Here is an 18,707-nt window from a genome sequence, read left to right on the forward strand (position 1 = left end):
CTCGCGGATTTCTCGGCTCCCTCCCCCCTCCCCCGCAGGCCCCTGTTGCAACCCCCCCCCCCGCCCCCCCCCCCCCCCCGCCCCCCCCCCCGGGGGGGGCGCCCGCGGCCGTTCCGCGCTGGCGTTCGTGCTCCTACTTGTGGAGCTTGTGGTGGATCGCGACCTGCAGGGCGGCTCCCACGATGCCTGCCTCGTTCTTGAGCTCGGCAGGGACGATCGGCGTGCGTAGCTTGAGGCGCGGGAGGTATTCGTCCGCGCGCTTCGAGATGCCGCCGCCCACGATGAAGAGCTCGGGCGAGAAGAGGAACTCGACGTGCGAGAAGTAGCGCTGGAGGCGGACGCTGTAGTCCTCCCAGCCGATGCCCTCACGTTCGCGCGCGACGGCGGAGGCCTTCGTCTCGGCGTCGAAGCCGTCGATCTCGAGGTGGCCGAGTTCGGCGTTGGGCACGAGCTGCCCATCGAACACGAAGGCCGAGCCGATTCCCGTGCCCAGCGTGATGACGAGCACCGTGCCGTCGATGCCCTTGCCCGCACCGTAGCGGACTTCGGCGAGGCCGGCGGCGTCGGCGTCGTTGATGACCTCGACGGGGCGGCCGAGGCGCTCGCTGAAGTGCTTGTTGACCTCGAAGTCGATCCACGACTTGTCCACGTTGGCCGCCGAGCGCGCGACGCCGTGCTGGATGATCGCGGGGAACGCGACGCCCACCGGCGTGTCGGTATCCGGCGCCTGGTCGCGCTCGCTCAGCTCGGCGACGATGCGCGCGACGACCTCGGCGACGGGCTCGGGGGCGGCGGGCTGCGGCGTCTCGATGCGCACGCGGTCGCCCACGAGCTTGCCCTTCTTGAGATCGACGATGCCGCCCTTGATGCCCGTGCCGCCGATGTCGATGCCGATGAGGTGGCCGGACTTCTTCTTCTCGCTCTTTGACATGCGTTCCGCCTCTCGCGGGGTCAGGGTCAGGAGGGGTGGCCCGGGGGCCTGGCTCGGCGCCGGCACGGCCCCGGCGCTAGGGGGCTGTGAGGATCTCGGCGCCGGAGTCGGTGACGACGAGCGTGTGCTCGAACTGCGCCGTCCGCCGGCGATCGCGCGTGACGACGGTCCAGCCGTCGTCCCACATGTCCCACTGGATCGTGCCGAGCGTGAGCATGGGCTCGATCGTGAAGACCATGCCGGGCTCGAGCACGCGGCTGTAGGCCGGCGCGGCATCGTAGTGCGGGATGATCAGCCCGGAGTGGAAGGCCTCGCCGACGCCGTGGCCCGTGAAGTCGCGCACCACTCCGTACCCGAACCGCCTCGCATAGGATTCGATCGCGCGCCCGATGACGTTGATCTCGCGACCGGGGGCGACGGCCTTGATGGCGCGGCGGAGCGACTCCTGGGTCCTCTCGACGAGCAGCCTCGATTCCTCGTCGACGTCCCCGACCAGGAACGTGAAATTCGTGTCCCCGTGCACGCCGTCTTTGAACGCCGTGATGTCGATGTTGATGATGTCGCCGTCGGCGAGCTCGGTTGAGTCGGGGATGCCGTGGCAGATGACTTCGTTGAGGGACGTGCACAGCGACTTCGGGAAGCCGCGGTAGCCGAGGGTCGACGGGTAGGCGCCGTGGTCGATGAGAAATTGATGCCCGATCCGGTCTAGCTCGTCGGTCGTGACTCCGGGGCGGATGTGCGCGCCGACTTCGACGATCGCCTGGGCCGCGATCTTCCCCGCCGCCCGGATTCGCTCGACCTGCTCCGGCGAGTACACATCGTTGCCCTCGTACCGCTCGGGCACGTCCTTCCCGACATAGGCCGGCCGCGGGATCGAGTCCGGGACCTTGCGCTGGGGAGAGACGGCCCCGGGCACGAGCGTGCCCACGGGTGCCGTGGGTGACGGAGAAGGCATAGGCTGAGTGTACTCGCGAGGGAAGGATGACGAACGGCATGACGCAGTATTGGTACAACGTCCGGACTCATCAGGTCGAAGAGGACGCTATGAGTGATTGGACCCAGCTCATCGGACCCTATGAGACCCGCGAGGAAGCGGAACACGCCCTCGAGAAGGTCAAGGAGCGCAACCGCGCGTGGGATCCTTCGGACACCGACGGAGACGGCTGGTCCGACAAGGATTGAGCGCAGGGCCCGGCCGGATTTCCCGGCCGGGCCCTTGCGTCTCAGAAGCTGTGCTCGGGCCCGGGGAAGACGCCCGTGCGAACCTCGTCAGCGTACTGGCGCGCCGCGTCGAGGAGCGTCTCGCGGAGGTTGGCGTAGCGCTTGACGAACTTCGCGATCCGGACGCCCTCGCCGCCCCGGAGGCCGGCCATGTCCTGCCACACGAGGACCTGCCCGGTCGTGGACGCGCCCGCGCCGATCCCTACGGTGGGAATCGAGATGGCTGCATCGACGGCCGCCGCCGTTTCCGCGGGCACCATCTCCATGAGGACGCAGAAGGCCCCGGCCGCCTCGAGCGCCTTCGCGTCCTCGATGAGGCGAGCTGCGTCGTCGCCCCTTCCCTGGACGCGATAGCCGCCGAGCGCGTGCTCGCTCTGCGGAGTGAAGCCGATGTGGGCCATGACGGGAATGCCCGCCTGGACCATCGCCCGCACCGTGTCGGCGTAGTAGGCGCCGCCCTCGAGCTTGACGGCGTGGACGAGCCCTTCCTTGAGGAAGCGCACGCCCGTCTCGACGGCCTGCGCGGGCGAGACCTCATAGCTTCCGAAGGGGAAGTCGGCAACGACGAGTGCGTGATGCGCGGAGCGGGCGACGGCGCGGCACAGGGGGAGGAGCTCGTCGACCGTCACGGGAAGGCTCGTCTCGTGCCCGAACACGTTGTTCGCCGCGGAATCGCCGATGAGGAGCACCTCCACGCCCGCCTCGTCGAAGATCTGCGCCGTGTACTGGTCGTAGGCCGTGAGCATCGCGAAGCGCTCGCCGCGTTCCTTGGCCGCCGCGAGATGGTGGATGCGGACCCGTCCGCCCGGGTGCGACGGCATACGCGACGCCTGCGGGCCGCTTCCGTAAGGGGCAGGAGACTCGGGAGAAGTGGTGGGGGCCATACGGACGAGACTAGTCGAAGCTGAGTAGAGTGGGGGATGCGCGCTAGGGCCTGAACTCGTAAGGGAGACACCCCATGAACCGTCAGCAGGAATTCGTGCTCCGCACCATTGAGGAGCGCGACGTCCGCTTCGTCCGTCTGTGGTTCACCGATGTCGTGGGCTCACTCAAGTCGGTGGCGCTCGCGCCGGCCGAGGTCGAGGGTGCGTTCGACGAGGGGCTCGGATTCGACGGTTCGTCGATCGAGGGGCTCGCGCGGGTCTCCGAGTCGGACATGCTCCTGCAGCCGGACCCCTCGACGTTCCAGATCCTGCCTTGGCGCGGCGAGACTGAGCCGACGTCCCGTATGTTCTGCGACATCCTCACGCCGGACGGAGAGCCCTCGCCTGCGGACCCCCGGAACGTGCTCAAGCGGACACTCGCGAAGGCCGCCGAGATGGGCTTCACGTGCTACACGCACCCCGAGATCGAGTTCTACCTCCTCGAATCGGACCGGCTCGGAGCGGACGGCGGGCCCGTCCCGATCGATCAGGGCGGCTATTTCGACCACGTTCCCGGCGGCGTCGCCCAGGACTTCCGCCGGACGGTCGTGAACATGCTCGAATCCGTCGGGATCTCGGTCGAGTTCAGCCACCACGAGGGCGGCCCGGGCCAGAACGAGATCGACCTCCGCTATGCGGACGCGCTCCAGACCGCGGACAACATCATGACGTTCCGCACGGTCGTCAAGGAGGTCGCGATCCAGCAGGGCGCTTACGCGACGTTCATGCCCAAGCCCTTCACGCAGCACCCCGGCTCCGGCATGCACACCCACTTCTCGCTCTTCGAGGGGGACACGAACGCGTTTCACGAGCCGGGCGCGCAGTTCCAGCTCTCGAAGACCGCCCGCCACTTCATCGCGGGCCTTCTGCGCCACGCCAACGAATTCACCGCTGTCACAAACCAGTTCGTCAACTCGTACAAGCGCCTGTGGGGCGGGGGAGAGGCCCCGAGCTACCTGAGCTGGGGCCACAACAACCGTTCGGCACTCGTCCGCGTTCCCCTGTACAAGCCGGGCAAGGGCCAGTCGGCTCGCGTCGAGTACCGCGGCATCGACTCGGCCACGAACCCGTACCTTTCGTACGCGGTACTGCTCGGCGCGGGACTCAAGGGCATCGAGGAGGAGTACGAGCTCCCGGAGGCCGCCGAGGACGACATCGCATCGCTCACCTCGGCCGAGCGCCGCGTGCTCGGACACTCGCCGCTTCCCTCGAGCCTCCACGACGCGATCAGCATGATGGAGGATTCGGAGCTCATGGCGCAGATCCTCGGCGAGCAGGTCTTCGAGTACTTCCTGCGCAACAAGCGCCAGGAGTGGAACGAGTACCGCCTCGAGGTCACGCCGTACGAGCTGCACCGCAATCTGGGCATCCTCTAGGCTGCCATGGCCCCCAGCCTTGCACGGCGGCTTATCGCCCTCGGATCGGCAGATCCGGAGCGTGCCGAGAGGTTCCTCGCGGCGCGCGAACTGGCAGGGATCGATGAGGAGGTCCTCCTCGCGGGGCTCGGGGTCGCCCCAGACCCGGACACCGCCCTCGTCACGCTCGTCCGACTCCTGGAGCGGGACCCCCGCCTCCGGTCGACCGTCGAAGCGGGCCTGGCGCGCAGCGAATCGCTCTTCCGGCTCCTCGGCGCTTCCGAAGCCCTCGGAGAGTTCCTCGTGCGCCGGCCCGAGCACCTCGATGTCTTCGACACGGTCCCCTCAGCGGAACCGCGGGGTGCCAGCCCCGCCGCCCTCCGCGCGTCGCTCCTGCGCTCGGTCGGCGCGGATCCCGCGGCCAAGCGGCCCGTCGCGGCCCGAACCGGGACGGACGCTTACGAGGCTCTCAGGGTGCGGTATCGCCGTCACCTGTGCGAGCTCGCCATTCGCGACCTCGGGGCCGCCTCGCCGACGGACTTCCTGCCCACGGCGGCGGCAGAGCTCGCGGACCTCGCTGCCGCAGCGCTCGAGGCGGGGCTCGCCGTCGCCCGCGCCGAGGCCGCGGCGACGTTCGGGGATGAGGCCGTCGCCGCCGTTGCCCTCGCGGTCATCGGCATGGGCAAATGCGGTGCGCGCGAGCTCAACTACATCTCCGACGTCGACGTCATCTACGTCGTCGAGGGCAGCGGGGGTGCAGGCGAAAGCCTGGACGAAGCCGCCGTCCTGAAGATCGGGACGGCGCTCGCCACGGGCCTCTCCCGCGCGGTCTCGGGCATGGCTCGCGAACCGGCCCTCTGGCAGGTCGACGCGAATCTGAGGCCCGAGGGCAAGGATGGGCCCCTCGTGAGGACCCTCGAATCGCACCTTGCGTATTACGCGCGCTGGGCCCAGAGCTGGGAGTTCCAGGCGCTGCTCAAAGCCCGCTGGATCGCGGGCGACGGCGACTTGGGCCACCGCTACGAGGAGGCCGTCGCGCCCCTCGTCTGGGCCTCCGCGGGGCGGGAGGGGTTCGTCGAGTCGGTCCAGGCCATGCGGCGGCGGGTCACGGAGCACATCCCTGCGGCGGAAGCGGACCGGCAGATCAAGCTTGGAACGGGAGGGCTCCGCGACGTCGAGTTCACGGTGCAGCTGCTCCAGCTCGTGCACGGGCGCGCGGACGACTCCTTGCGCGTGCGCGATACGACGTCGGCGATCGCGGCTCTCGCGGCAGGCGGCTACATCGGCCGAGCCGCGGCCGCCGAGTTCGACGCGTCGTATCGACGCCTCCGCCTGCTTGAGCACCGCATCCAGCTCGCGCATCTTCGACGAACCCACCTCATGCCTCTCAAGAAGGACGCGCTGCGGGCCCTCGCACGGTCTGTCCAAGGCGTCATGGACACGTCGAAGGCATCACCGGAGTCCCTCCTCGACTCGTGGCACCGCACGAAGCGCAGCGTGCGCGAGCTGCACGAGCGCATCTTCTATCGGCCCCTCCTGAACTCGGTGGCGAACCTGAGCCCCGAGGAGGCGAAGCTCTCGCCCGAGGCCGCGCAGGGGCGCCTTGCGGCGCTTGGCTACCGCGACCCGCAGGGCGCGATGCGGCACATCGAGGCTTTGACTGCGGGCGTGAGCCGCCGGGCCGCGCTTCAGCGTCAGCTCCTGCCCGTGCTCCTCGACTGGCTCGCCCAGGGGGTCGACCCGGACGCTGGCCTTCTTGCGTTCCGCCGCGTGAGCGAGACGCTGGGGGCGACGCACTGGTATCTCGGCATGCTCCGGGACTCGGCGGCCGCGGCCGAGCGCCTGTGCCATGTGCTCGCGAACTCGCGGCTCATCGCGGACCTCCTCGAGGTCTCCCCGGAATCCGTCGCGTGGCTCGGCCACGACAGGGAACTCGCTCCCGTGCCCCTCGACGTCCAGTGGCAGGAGATCCAGTCCAAGATCTCCCGGCATGAGGATGCGACGTCCCGCATGCGGCTCATCCGCCTCATCCGACGGCGCGAGATCCTCCGGATCGCGATCGCGGACAGCGCGGGGCTGCTTGACCAGGACGGCGTCGGGCACGCGCTTGCGGACGCGGACCAGGCGGCCGTCCTGGGTGCGCTGCGGGTCGCCGAGGACCAGGCAGCCTCGAACGGTCCGCTCCTCACCCACGTGCTCGTCGTCGCCATGGGCCGCGAGGGTGGGCGGGAGATCGGCTACGGCTCGGATGCCGACGTCATGTACGTGCACCGGCCTCTCCCTGGGGCGGACCACGATGCGGCCCAGCGCCAGGCCAAGGAGATCGTCGCCTCCCTCTCGGGCCTTCTCACGCAGCCCCTCAAGCCTGCGGTCCAGGCTGAGCGCGTGCTCCAGCTCGACGCCGATCTGCGGCCGGAGGGCAAGGCGGGCCCCCTCGTGCGCTCCCTCGAGTCGTTCGCCGAATACTACCGTCGCTGGGCGCTCGTCTGGGAGGCGCAGGCTCTGCTCCGGGCACGCCCCATGGCGGGCGACGACAGCCTCGCCGCGGATTTCATGGCCCTCATCGACACCGTCCGCTATCCCCAGGAGCTCTCCGCCGCGGACGTCACCGAGATCCGCCGGATCAAGGCGCGGGTCGAGGCGGAACGGCTGCCCCGCGGCGCGGACCCGGGGCGGCACGTCAAGCTCGGCCGCGGCGGGCTGAGCGACGTCGAATGGCTCGTCCAGGTGATCCAGCTCGAGCACGCCGCCGAGAACCCCGAGCTGCGGACGACGTCGACGCTCGTCGCCCTTGCTGCCGCGGAACGCCTGGGCTATGTGGGCGAGGCCGAGGCGACTCTCTTGGCCGAGACGTGGCGACTTGCGAGCCGGGTCCGCAGCGCGAATGTGGTGTGGTCCGGAAGGGCGTCCGACATGCTTCCGTCGTCGCGGCGGGACCTCGAGGCCGTTGCCCGGTGGTGCGGGTACGCGCCGGGGCAGGCGACCGCGTTCGAGCAGCGCTATCTGCAGCTCACGCGGCGCACTCGCCACGTTTTCGAGGAGAGGTTCTACGCCGCGGGGTAGGGCTCTGGCAGCGCGCCCGGTGCTCTGCCCAGGGCCCGGGCGCGCCGACGCCCGAACCGCCCTCAGGCGCCGTGCGTTGCATTACAGTATCGCCAACTGATGGACACGTAAAAGGGTTGGCACGCCCACGCTGGACTGTGACGTGCGGCTCACACGGCGAGTTCAGCCAGGGGAGGTGACTGGGGGCAGCGCAGACCACGGGAACGTGATCCAACGGTCCGTGCGGCGCCAGACGAAGTCCGGCTCGAGGATCGTCCGGGGCTTGCTGTAAAGGCACACCGTCCGCACGTCCGCGCCCCACGCCGTGATGAGGTCCACGACCTTCGCGAGGGTTCGGCCGGAGTCGGAGACGTCGTCGACCAGGAGCACCCGCTTCGCGTGGACTGACGCCTCGTCGAGGAGCGGCGGGAGCACGATGGGCTCAGGGAGGCGCTCGTCGATTCCGGTGTAGAACTCGACGTTGAGCGCGCCGCACGATTTGGTGCCGAGCGCGTAGGCGACAGCGCCCGCAAGCAGCAGGCCGCCGCGTGCGATCGCGACGACGACGTCGGGCTCGAATCCGCTCTCGACGACGTCCGCCGCGAGGTCGCGCGCGGCGTTCCCGAAATCGGGCCAGCTGAGGACTTCCCGCTCGGATTCGCCGAGGACTGCCGTGCCTGATTCATCGAGCTCAGATGCCATTCCCTTAAGGTACCCGAGCCGCAGCCGCGTACTGACGTCCTCAGAACACTGACCAGCCAGAGCGGCTCCAGGCCGCGACGGCGCGGTGATGTTTCGGTTCGAGGATCTCGAGGCGGACGAGGGGGACGGGGAGGCCCGCGAGGTCGGAGACCGTCTCGTCGCTCGCGGAAATGGCCTCCTCGACAGTCTGTGCCGTGACGGTGTGCACGATGGGTCCCGGCTGCCCATCGAGGTAATAGGCGACGCGAATGAACTCCATACCGTGAAGGTACGCCCGTTCTGCCACGCCGGAAACGGCGGCGTCGTCGTGGTTCCGCGGCCGGCACAGAAAAGTCCGCACAGGCCGCAGCGCGGGGAAGCGCGCGGCCTGTGCGGACTCTCGGGGGCCCAGATCTGGCTGAGGGAGCCGTGGATCAGACGCCGAAGTAGAGCTCGAACTCGTAGGGGTTCGGGCGCAGCGAGAGCGGAGCGATCTCCTTCTCGCGCTTGTACGCGATCCACGTCTCGATGAGGTCCTGGGTGAAGACGCCACCGGCCTGGAGGAACTCGTTGTCCGCCTCGAGCGCGTCGAGCGCCTCCTCGAGCGAGCCCGGGGCCTTGGGGATGTCCTTGGCCTCCTCGGCGGGCAGCTCGTAGAGGTCCTTGTCGATCGGGGCGGGCGGCTCGATGCGGTTGCGGATACCGTCGATGCCGGCCATGAGCTGCGCGGCGAACGCGAGGTACGGGTTCGACGACGGGTCCGGCGCGCGGAACTCGATGCGCTTGGCCTTCGGGTTGGTGCCCGTGATCGGGATGCGGATGCCAGCCGAGCGGTTGCCCTGCGAGTACACCATGTTGACGGGCGCTTCGAAGCCCTTGACGAGGCGCTTGTACGAGTTCACCGTCGGGTTCGTGAACGCGAGGACGGCCGAGGAGTGCTTGAGGAGGCCGCCGATGTACCAGCGAGCGAGGTCGGAGAGGCTCGCGTAGCCCTTCTCGTCGTAGAAGAGCGGCTCGCTGCCGTTCCACAGCGACTGGTGGCAGTGCATGCCCGAGCCGTTGTCGCCGAAGATCGGCTTCGGCATGAACGTGACGGCCTTGCCCCACTCGGTCGCAGTGTTCTTGATGACGTACTTGAACTTCTGCAGGTCGTCGGCGGCACGGACGAGCGTCGAGAACTTGTAGTTGATCTCGGCCTGGCCGGCGGCACCGACCTCGTGGTGCGAGCGCTCGACCTCGAGGCCGACGGCGTCGAGGTTCAGGACCATCGCGTCGCGGAGATCGGCCTGGTGGTCGACCGGCGAGACCGGGAAGTAGCCGCCCTTGAACGGGGTCTTGTTGCCGAGGTTGCCGCCCTCTTCTTCGCGGCCGTTGTTCCACGGCGCCTCGATCGAGTCGACCTTGTAGAAGGAACCCTGCGGCGAGGACTCGAACTGGACGTTGTCGAAGACGTAGAACTCGGCCTCGGGGGCGAAGAACGCGGTGTCCGCGATGCCCGTCGAGGCGAGGTAGGCCTCGGCGCGCTCTGCGACACCGCGCGGGTCGCGGTGGTACGGCTCGCCCGTGCGCGGGTTGACGATCGAGAAGTTGAGCGCAAGCGTCTTCTCGACGCGGAACGGGTCGACGTACGCCGTCGTGACGTCCGGGATGAGCTGCATGTCCGACTCGGCGATGCCCTGGAAGCCGCGGATGGACGAGCCGTCGAAGAGCTGTCCGTTGACGAAGAAGTCCTCATCCACCGTCTTCGCGGGGACGTTGAAGTGCTGCTGGACGCCGGGCAGGTCGGTGAACCGGATGTCAACGAACTTGACATCCTCGTCCTGGATGAACTTGAGGACTTCCTCCGCAGACTTGAACATCTGTTCTCCTTACAGATCGGAATGGCACGCACCGGGCACGAACGGGGCGCAGGCATGATCGCCGCGCGGCGCAGGCGCCGAGCTGCAACGGCACTCAGCCTACGAACACGGAGTTTCCCGGCAGTGTCCGCATTGTTTCGGCGAGGTTACATCACCCCGCCGCCGTGGACCCACGCTAGGCGGTCGCGCGTCCGAGGGTAAAGAAAGCACGTAACGCATGCCAGATCGGCGTAAAGCGAGCGCAACTAGACTGGTGCGGTGATCGACCGCAGAGATATCGGTTCATGGCTCAGTGGGCCGCCCACCGAGCCAGACTACTACCCAGGCCGCGCGCTCGGCCTCCCGCGGACCGGCTCAGGGTCGGTTGCTCGCCCCGGCCGTCGCGTGGTCGCCCTCTGCATCGATTGGGCCGCGTGCCTCCTCATCTCGGCGGCCTTCTTCCAGTCCGACTCGATCGCGACGCTCGCCGTCTTCGCTGCGGAGCAGATGGTGCTCGTGGGAACCGCCGGCTTCGGCCTCGGGCATCGCGTGGTCGGGATCAAGGTTGTCCGCCTCGGCGGCGATCCGGCCGGCATCCCGGCGGCAATCATCCGCACGTTGCTCCTGTGCCTCGTGATCCCCGCGGTCGTGTTCGACGCCGACCAGCGCGGCCTGCACGACAAGGTTGCCAAGACGGTGCTCGTGCGCATGTGACCCGGCCGCTCCGGCGTCGGATGATCAAAGCCCGCGGACCTCGCCTGGGAGGGCGAAGGCCGCGGGCTTCCGTCATAGGGGCCGAAGGCTCAGCGACTAAGGGGCTGAAGGCCTCAGCGGCCGCGCATGGCGCGCCGGTCGGGGCGCACGCGGGTCGGATCGATGCCCTTCGGAATGGGGAGGCGCGTGCCGAGCGAGGCGAGCCGCTTGTTGACCGCCTGGACCTCGACCTTCGTGAGCTCGGGCTTGAGCTTCTGGAGGGCCTTCGCGACCTTGTCGATCGGCGTCTGACCCTCATCGCGGCCCGACTCGACCACGTGGATCGGCACGTTCGGCAGAATGCGGGCGAGCCGCTTCCGCTCGCCGTCGACGAGCTGCCGCACGCGGCTCGCGGGCCCTTCCGTCACGAGCACGACGCCGGGGCGCCCGACCGCGCGGAACACGAGGTCCTGCGTGCGCGGGTTCATCGCGACAGGCTGCTCTTCGATGATCCACCCGCGGCGGAGGGTGCTGAGGGCCGCGCCCGCAGCTCCGGGCTGCCCCTCGATCTGAGCGAATGCGGCGCGCTCGGCCCTGCGGCTCAGGAGGAGCACGGCGCCGAGGAGGCCGAGCATGATGCCGATGATGAGTCCTGTGACCCAGTTGTCGAGCAGGAAGCCGACGAGGAGGCTCACGCCCACCAGGACGAGGAAGGCCAGCGCCATGAGCCAGACGACATTCGGGTCTGACCGACGGGTCATCTGGAAGACCTGGATCATCTGCTGGAAGCTGTTCGGCTTCTTCGCCTTCTTCGGAGCGTTCTCCGAGGGCGTGGTGGAGGGGTTCTTCGCCATAGTCCCTCAATTCTATGTGAAGTGCCCCGACGTGGAACGCCGCCCGCGGGACGAAAGTCCTGCGGGCGGCGCACGGCGAAGTGGGGCGCGGTGTCAGCTCCCCTGAGCAGCGAGAAGAGTCGCGGCTTCCTGCCGCGTGGTCCCCGACGACTCGATGTGGGCGAGCTGCTGCGGGATCTCCCAGCCCTTCTTCCGCATCGCCGTGGCCCAGAGCCGGCCGGCGCGGTACGACGAGCGCACGAGTGGGCCGCTCATGACCCCGAGGAAGCCGATTTCCTCGGCCTCCTGGGAGAGCTCGAGGAACTCCTGCGGCTTGACCCAGCGGTCCACGGGATGGTGGCGCTCGGACGGACGCAGGTACTGCGTGATGGTCAGGAGATCGCAGCCGGCCTCGTGGAGGTCGCGCATGGCCTGTGAGATCTCGTCGCGGGTCTCGCCCATCCCGAGGATGAGGTTCGACTTCGTGACCATGCCCTGGTCGCGGCCCTGGGTGATGACGTCGAGGGATCGTTCGTAGCGGAAGGCCGGGCGGATGCGCTTGAAGATGCGCGGCACGGTCTCGACGTTGTGCGCGAACACCTCAGGCCTGGCGTCGCAGATCGCAGTGATGTGCTCGGGCTTGCCGGAGAAGTCGGGGATGAGGATCTCGACGCCGGTGCCCGGGTTGAGCTCGTGGATCTTCCGGATGGTCTCCGCGTAGAGCCACGCGCCTTCGTCCTCGAGATCGTCACGGGCGACGCCGGTGACAGTCGCGTAGCGCAGGCCCATGGACTGCACCGAGCGGGCGACCTTGGCCGGCTCGAAGCGGTCGAGCGGGGAGGGCTTGCCGGTGTCGATCTGGCAGAAGTCGCAGCGGCGCGTGCATTCCGACCCGCCGATGAGGAAGGTCGCCTCCTTGTCCTCCCAGCATTCGAAGATGTTGGGACAGCCGGCTTCTTCGCAGACCGTGTGAAGACCTTCCTTCTTCACTTGGTTCTTGAGCTGGATGAACTCCGGCCCCATATGGACCTTGGCCTTGATCCATTCGGGCTTGCGCTCCACGGGCGTCTCGGCATTGCGCTGCTCGATGCGCAGCAGCCGGCGTCCCTCGGGTGCGAGCGTCACAGAAGTGCTCCTTCGGTTGGGGAAGCGGTGGGGAGGTCCTCGATGCCGAGATCGTCGGCAGCGAACTCGCCGGCACGGCGGGAGAGTTCCTCGGTGATGCGGCCGGCGATGTCGAGCGGGCTGATCTCACGGCCCGCCTCGGCCGAGATCGTCGTCGTGCCGGCGTCGGTGATGCCGCACGCGATGATCTGCTCGTAGGGGGCGAGGCTGTTACTGCAGTTGATCGCGAAGCCGTGGCCCGTGATCCCGTCGTGCACGCTGATGCCGATCGCGGCGATCTTCCGGTCCCCGCCCAGCTCGTCGGCGCGCACCCACACGCCGGAGCGTCCGTCGACGTGCTCGGCCTTGATGCCGTACTCGGAGATGACGGTGATCATGACGTCCTCGAGCAGCTCGACATAGGCGCGGATCGCGCGGCGCTCCTTGAGCCGCACGATCGGGTAGCCGACGAGCTGCCCGGGACCGTGCCACGTTAGCTTGCCGCCGCGGTCCACGGGGACGACCGGGGTTCCGTCGAGGGGCCTCTCGTGGTCCTCGGTCCGCTTGCCGGCTGTGTAGACCGGAGCGTGCTCGAGCAGGAGGACAGTGCTGGGGGTCCTTCCGGCTGCCACATCGTCGTGGAGCTGCTGCTGCGCCGCGAGTCCCGCGGTGTAGTCAACGTAGTCTGGCGCGAACCCCAGCCGGGTGAACGCAAGAGTCATGCGGACCAGCTTAGTCCTCCGGCAGCGCCGAGTTGCCATGAGATGACTCACATCACGTCGCCTGAGTGCTGTGGATAACTTTCAGCGCGTGTCGGCGGCTTCGGGTAGACATGGGGTATGGAGCGCCTTGAGCCGGCCGGGGGATCGCCCGGCGCATCCGATGTGCCTGCCGCGCCGTCCGCGGGTACCCCCGAGCTGCCGGGGTACGACATCGTCCGCCTCCTCGGGAGCGGAGGATCAGGCGACGTCTGGCTCGTGAGCGAGATGGCCACGGGGGAGCGGTTCGCCGCGAAGGTGCTCCGCCCGGCGGGCGGGACGGTCGGCGCCGCCGCGCGGGCGGCGCGACGCGAACTGCGCATCCTCCGGTCCCACGCACACCCGCACCTTCTTGCGTTCCGGGACTTCGTCGCATGTGGGGGAGCCAGCGAGGGCTCGCTCGCGCTCGTGTCCGAGTACGCCGCGGGCGGCTCGCTCGCGCGGCTCGTCGGCGTGCGGGGCCGCCTCGCGGTCGGGGAGACCATCACGACGATCGGCCCGATCGCGCAGGCTCTTGCGGCACTTCACGCCGAGGGCACCAGCCACGGGGACGTCTCGCCGGCCAATGTCCTCTTCTCGGCACACGGAAAGCCGCTCCTTGCCGACGTCGGCGCCGGCCGCATGGTCGCGGACGGAGCCGGGGAGGTCATGGGCACGCTCGGATTCGCCGACACCCACGCCGATGCCACGGACGACGCGGCGCGCAGGAGCGCCGACGTGTACGGTCTTGGCGCGGTCGCGTGGTACTGCCTGACGGGGGAGGCGCCTCCGCCCACGTCGCAGCGACCGCCGCTCACGCTCCTCGTCGACGGCGCGCCGGGCGAGCTTGCCATGGCGGTCGAGGCGGCCCTCGCCGAGGTGCCCCGCGATCGGCCGACGGCGGCGGAGCTCGCCCGCGCGGTGTTCCGAAGCGCCCGCGCCGAGCCCGTGGACCTTGCGCCCGCCGTGGACGAGGACGTGCTCCCCGAGCTCATCACCAGACTCCAGCCCGAGGCGAGGCCTAGCCGCTTCGCCCGGAGCCTGCGCCGCCGCCTTCGAGAACGCCGGGTCGCGCGCCACAGTGACGCCCGCGACGACGTCCGGGAGCGATCCGTGCGCCGCCCACGGCTCCACTTGCCGCGCCTCCGCATCCCGGAGAGGGGCTGGCGCTTCGGGCTCGCTGCGTCGGCCGCCGTGTTCGCGGCAGGGCTGGCGGCCGCACTCGTCCTCACCGTGATGGACCCGTTCGGCGACGCGGATCGACGCGCGGGCCCTGGCTGGTCGCGTCTGCCCGATGCGCTGCGCGGCCGGGCCGACTCGGCCGACCCGGTGCAGGCCGTCCAGGCGCTCGCGGAGATCCGGGGGCGCGCCGTCTCGCAGTCGGACCGCGAGCTTCTTGACCGCGTCAATGTGCCCGGTTCCGAGGCGGCCCGCGCGGACGTCGCGCTGCTCGAGGGACTCTCGGCGCAAGGACGGAGGCTCGAGGGCTTCACCGCGCGCGTTGTTGAAGCCCAGCGTGAGCCGGACGATCCCCTCGTCGAGCACGTCGCGGTGGTCCGGGCGCGGGTCGTCTCATCGGGCTATGCGGTCGTGGGCGTCGACGGGCGGGAGCTCAGCGCACCGGGGGCCGGAAAGGACCAGATCCTGCGCATCGTCGTCGAACGCGACGGCGGCCCGTGGCGCGTATCGCGAATCCTTGCGGGGTGAGTCGCGTCACGCTTCGACGCGAGCGCGCGGCCCCACGGGCGCCCCCGCGCCTGCTGCCTAGAATCGGAGAATGACAGCCTCCAGCTACTTCCGGTACCCCCATGTCCACGGCGACCTCGTCGCGTTCGTGGCCGAGGACGACGTGTGGCTCGCCCCCGTTGACGGCGGCAGGGCTTGGCGGATTTCCGCGCTCCGCCTCCCTGCGCGCAATCCGCGCTTCACGCCCGACGGCGCGAAAGTCGTGTGGACTGTCGTACAGGGCGGCGCGCCCGAGGCTGTCGCCGCGGATGTCGACGGCGGGGGCTTCCACCAGCTCACGTACTTTGGCCATCAGACCACGCGGGTCAAGGGCTTCGACGCGCTAGGCCGCGTCATCGTGACGAGCGCCCACAACCAGCCGGACGCGCGCCACACGCAGGCGTACGCGATCCCGGTCGAGGGCGGCTGGCTCGAGGAGCTCCCGTATGGGCCCGTCGATTCCGTCGCCTTCGGGCCCGCGGTCGGGGACGAGCGGCCCGTCGTCGTCGGAAGCGTCCTCACGCGCGATCCCGCCTCGTGGAAGCGCTACCGCGGCGGGGCGGCCGGAAAGCTGTGGATCGACGCCGATGGGGGAGGCGAATTCCGCCTCCTGACCCCCGACCTCGGCGGCAACGTCTCCGATCCAATGTGGATCGGGAACAGGATCGCGTTCCTGTCGGACCACGAGGGCTACGGCAACGTCTATTCCGTGGGCCGCGACGGGGCGGACCTGCGGCGCCACACGGATTTCGACCGCTTCTACGCCCGCCATGCGAGCACCGACGGTTCGCGGGTTGCCGTGGAGTCGGCGGGCGAGCTCTGGCTCCTCGACGGCCTCGATGCGGAGCCGCGCCGCCTCGACGTCTCCCTCGGCTCCGCGTCGACGTCGCGCCGTCCCGTGCCCCTCGCCGTGGGACGTCACCTGGGGGAGGCCGTGCCGACGCACGACGGCGTTGCGAGCGTCGTCGAGGCCCACGGAACCGTGCATTGGCTCACCCACCGGGACGGGCCCTCACGCGTGGTCGAGGCGACTCCTGGCGTCCGGGCGCGCTTGGCCCGGCCGCTCGGCGAGCACCGAGTGGCCTTCATCGCGGACTATGCGGGCGAAGAGGCGCTGTTCGTCAAGGACCTTGCGGATCGCGGCTCGTGGGACGACGACGTCGACGGCCTTCCCTCGCCCCTGCCCGGCGGGCACGGCATCGACTCAGGCAGCAGCGAGGCCGCGCGACTGCCCGCGCCGGTCCCCGCCGGAACCGGACAGGTGTCTGTCGTCGTCCCCTCGCGCCCGGAGCAGCGCTCCTACGTCGTCCCGGTGCGGTCTGCCCGCGGCCTCGTGGATCAGGGCCAGGATGCGGGCCGCGGGCTCGCCCGCTTCGCGCTCCCCACGCCGAGCCGTGCGGCGGAGCTCGCGCCGAGCCCGGACGCGCGGCACATCGCCGTCGGCACGGCGTTCGGCGAGGTCCACCTCGTGGACGCGGAGACGGGCGCCGCGCGGGCGCTTTCGAGTGTCGGCGAGGGCAGCGTCGAGCAGCTTGCGTGGAGCCCTGATTCTCGCTGGCTCGCGTGGAGCGAGCCCGTCACGGCCTTCGGCTCGCGGTCGAAGCTGCGCATCGCAGACGTCGAGTCGGGCGAGATCGCGGACGTCACCGACGGCCGCTTCTGGGATGCCTCGCCCGTCTTCACTCCGGACGGAAAATACCTCGCGTTCCTCTCGGGCCGCAGCTTCGACCCCGTCTACGACGGCCACTCGTTCGATCTCTCGTTCCCGAGCCCCATCAAGCCCTACATCGTGCCGCTCGCGGCGACGACCGCGTCTCCGTTCGGCCCGCGCGTCGCGGGCTTTGTGGCTGCCCAGCCGCAGCCGGCGCCGGGAGGGTCCGAGGCCCAGCCCGGCGACGGCCCCGCCGCCAATGCCACGGAAGGCGAGGGCACGCCGTCGTCCGCTGCTGTCCCGGTGGACCTTGAGGGGCTCGCGCACCGCGTTGTCGCCCTGCCCGTCCGCCAGGGCAACTACTCGCGTCTCTCGGCTCCGCCCGGCGCTCTCCTGTGGCTTTCCCATGACCTCTCGGGGGCGACCGGGGAGGGCAAGGCCAAGCCGGGAGACAAGGACCCCCAGCCGACGCTCGAGCGCCTCGACCTCGCCGATGGCCGCACGACGACCCTCGTCGGCGCGCTCGACGACTACCGTCTGAGCGGGAACGGAGCGCGCGTCATCTACGTGAGCGAACGCACCGTGCGCTGCGTGCCGAGCGCCACGCGGGCCGACGAGGGGAGCCCGGACCACATCAAGGTCGATCTCGAGCGCATCCGCGTGCGGCTCGACCCCGTGGCCGTGTGGCGCCAAGCGTTCGTCGAGGCGTGGCGCCTTCAGCGGGACTTCTTCTGGACCGCGGACATGGCGGGGCAGGACTGGCGCGAGGTGCGCGAGCGGTATGAGCCGACTGTGGAGCGGCTCGGCTCCCACGACGACCTCGTCGACCTCCTGTGGGAACTCCACGGCGAGCTCGGGACGTCCCATGCCTACGTCTCGCCAGCCCTCGCGACCGAGCCCGGCGCAGGCGGGCAAGGGCGGCTCGGCGGCGAGTTCGACTACGACGGCGGCTGGGCCGTGCGCCGCGTGCTCGCGAGCGAGTCGTCAGATCCGCTCGCGACGTCGCCGCTCGCCGCTCCGGGCGCCGGGGTCCGCGCCGGGGACCGGCTCCTCGCCGTCGACGGCGTTCCCCTCACCCCCGAATTCGGCCCCGCGATGGCGCTCGTCGGCGCGGCAGGCAAGACGGTCGAGCTGACGATGCTCAATGGCCCAGCCCACGGCGACCAGCAGGGCTCCCAGCGCCGGATCGCCGTCGTGCCGATCCGGGACGAGGAGCGCCTGCGGTACCAGGACTGGGTCCAGGCCAATCGGCGGCTCGTGCGAGAGGCCTCGGAGGGGCGCTTCGGCTACCTCCACGTGCCGGACATGGCCGCGCGAGGCTGGGCGCAGCTGCACCGCGACCTCGACACCGAAACGGCGCTCGACGCCCTCGTGGTCGACGTGCGTCGCAATCGGGGCGGCCATACGTCGCAGCTCGTCGCCGAGCTCATCGGGCGGCGCGTGACGGGCTGGAGCATGCCGCGTGGCGAGCAGCCTCGCACGTACCCGCGCCATGCCCCGCGCGGCCCTGTCGTCATCCTCGCCGACGAGTTCGCGGGCTCGGACGGAGACATCATCACGCAGGTCGGGAAGCTGCGCGGCATCGGCCCGGTCGTGGGAACGCGCACGTGGGGAGGCGTCGTGGGGATCGACAACCGCTTCCGGCTCGCCGACGGCACTGCCGTCACGCAGCCGCGGTACGCGACGTGGTTCGCGGGGGGCGTGGGCTGGGGAGTCGAGAATCGTGGCGTCGAGCCGGACATCGAGGTCGCCTTCCCGCCCCACGCGTACGCCGCGGGCATCGACCCGCAGCTTGAACACGGCATCGGCGTCCTCAAGGAGATGCTCATGGAGATCCCGACCGAGCGTCCTCCGGCCCGCGAAGGCTACCCGAGCGTGCGCCCCGCGCCGCTTCCGCCGCGCCCCCAGGCCCGCGCCGAGGCTCAGGCCGCGCCCGCCTACGAGGGCTGAGTTCCTCGGGCAGACGAAAGACC

Annotated in this window: 15 protein-coding genes; 6 read left to right on the forward strand and 9 right to left on the reverse strand. The window is 69.9% G+C overall.

Translation table 11 applies throughout. The features are described 5' to 3' along the window. Positions 1-133 precede the first annotated feature (133 nt). On the reverse strand, positions 134-931 hold the full coding sequence (gene ppgK, locus SPF06_RS05795) for a polyphosphate--glucose phosphotransferase (RefSeq protein ID WP_323278030.1): 798 nt from the start codon (positions 929-931) through the stop codon (positions 134-136). 76 nt (positions 932-1,007) lie between these two features. After that, positions 1,008-1,886 (reverse strand): type I methionyl aminopeptidase, encoded by an 879-nt coding sequence (map, locus tag SPF06_RS05800; RefSeq protein WP_323278032.1) that lies wholly within the window; start codon positions 1,884-1,886, stop codon positions 1,008-1,010. A 38-nt stretch (positions 1,887-1,924) separates the two neighbouring features. On the opposite strand from map, the gene SPF06_RS05805 reads away from it, so the two are divergent. Beyond that, positions 1,925-2,113 (forward strand): SPOR domain-containing protein, encoded by a 189-nt coding sequence (locus SPF06_RS05805; protein ID WP_323278284.1) that lies wholly within the window; start codon positions 1,925-1,927, stop codon positions 2,111-2,113. A 41-nt stretch (positions 2,114-2,154) separates the two neighbouring features. Here SPF06_RS05805 and panB read toward each other — a convergent pair whose 3' ends face one another. After that, positions 2,155-3,036: a 3-methyl-2-oxobutanoate hydroxymethyltransferase gene (gene panB, locus SPF06_RS05810; protein ID WP_323278034.1), complete on the reverse strand. Its 882-nt coding sequence runs from the start codon at positions 3,034-3,036 to the stop codon at positions 2,155-2,157. A gap of 74 nt (positions 3,037-3,110) precedes the next feature. On the opposite strand from panB, the gene glnA (SPF06_RS05815) reads away from it, so the two are divergent. Continuing rightward, positions 3,111-4,451 (forward strand): type I glutamate--ammonia ligase, encoded by a 1,341-nt coding sequence (gene glnA / locus SPF06_RS05815; RefSeq protein WP_323278036.1) that lies wholly within the window; start codon positions 3,111-3,113, stop codon positions 4,449-4,451. Between the two features lie 6 nt (positions 4,452-4,457). After that, the gene (locus SPF06_RS05820; protein ID WP_323278038.1) at positions 4,458-7,493 is read left to right on the forward strand and encodes a bifunctional [glutamine synthetase] adenylyltransferase/[glutamine synthetase]-adenylyl-L-tyrosine phosphorylase; all 3,036 of its coding nucleotides are present in this window, start codon (positions 4,458-4,460) and stop codon (positions 7,491-7,493) included. A gap of 162 nt (positions 7,494-7,655) precedes the next feature. Here SPF06_RS05820 and SPF06_RS05825 read toward each other — a convergent pair whose 3' ends face one another. The 3 genes from SPF06_RS05825 to glnA (SPF06_RS05835) all read right to left on the reverse strand — a co-directional run bounded on the left by SPF06_RS05825 (position 7,656) and on the right by glnA (SPF06_RS05835) (position 10,012). Next, the gene (locus tag SPF06_RS05825) at positions 7,656-8,174 is read right to left on the reverse strand and encodes a phosphoribosyltransferase (protein WP_323278040.1); all 519 of its coding nucleotides are present in this window, start codon (positions 8,172-8,174) and stop codon (positions 7,656-7,658) included. Positions 8,175-8,214: 40 nt separating this feature from the next. Then, complete coding sequence (locus tag SPF06_RS05830; RefSeq protein ID WP_323278042.1) at positions 8,215-8,433, reverse strand: hypothetical protein; 219 nt, start codon at positions 8,431-8,433, stop codon at positions 8,215-8,217. A gap of 154 nt (positions 8,434-8,587) precedes the next feature. After that, entirely contained in the window at positions 8,588-10,012 is a 1,425-nt protein-coding gene (glnA, locus tag SPF06_RS05835; RefSeq protein ID WP_323278044.1) for a type I glutamate--ammonia ligase, read from the reverse strand. Positions 10,013-10,270: 258 nt separating this feature from the next. Here glnA (SPF06_RS05835) and SPF06_RS05840 point away from each other — a divergent pair, with 258 nt between their 5' ends. Further along, on the forward strand, positions 10,271-10,705 hold the full coding sequence (locus SPF06_RS05840) for an RDD family protein (protein WP_323278046.1): 435 nt from the start codon (positions 10,271-10,273) through the stop codon (positions 10,703-10,705). A gap of 113 nt (positions 10,706-10,818) precedes the next feature. Here the strand turns inward: SPF06_RS05840 and SPF06_RS05845 are convergent, their stop codons facing one another. From SPF06_RS05845 to lipB, 3 genes are all read right to left on the reverse strand, one after another. Next, a complete protein-coding gene (locus tag SPF06_RS05845; protein ID WP_323278048.1) occupies positions 10,819-11,538 on the reverse strand; it encodes a DUF4191 domain-containing protein in 720 nt (239 codons plus the stop codon). A gap of 93 nt (positions 11,539-11,631) precedes the next feature. After that, complete coding sequence (gene lipA, locus SPF06_RS05850; protein ID WP_323278049.1) at positions 11,632-12,642, reverse strand: lipoyl synthase; 1,011 nt, start codon at positions 12,640-12,642, stop codon at positions 11,632-11,634. After that, positions 12,639-13,343, reverse strand: coding sequence for a lipoyl(octanoyl) transferase LipB (gene lipB, locus SPF06_RS05855; protein WP_323278050.1), 705 nt, complete (start codon positions 13,341-13,343; stop codon positions 12,639-12,641). Before lipB ends, lipA begins: the two co-directional genes overlap by 4 nt. Before the next feature lie 117 nt (positions 13,344-13,460). Here lipB and SPF06_RS05860 point away from each other — a divergent pair, with 117 nt between their 5' ends. Both SPF06_RS05860 and SPF06_RS05865 read left to right on the forward strand, forming a co-directional pair. Continuing rightward, positions 13,461-15,065 carry a serine/threonine-protein kinase gene (locus SPF06_RS05860; RefSeq protein WP_323278051.1) on the forward strand — a complete coding sequence of 535 codons (1,605 nt, stop codon included), beginning with the start codon at positions 13,461-13,463 and terminating at the stop codon, positions 15,063-15,065. Between the two features lie 70 nt (positions 15,066-15,135). Then, complete coding sequence (locus SPF06_RS05865; protein WP_323278052.1) at positions 15,136-18,684, forward strand: S41 family peptidase; 3,549 nt, start codon at positions 15,136-15,138, stop codon at positions 18,682-18,684. The last annotated feature ends 23 nt before the right edge of the window (positions 18,685-18,707 follow it).

The organism is Sinomonas terricola, from assembly GCF_034931225.1.
Taxonomy (GTDB): domain Bacteria; phylum Actinomycetota; class Actinomycetes; order Actinomycetales; family Micrococcaceae; genus Sinomonas; species Sinomonas terricola.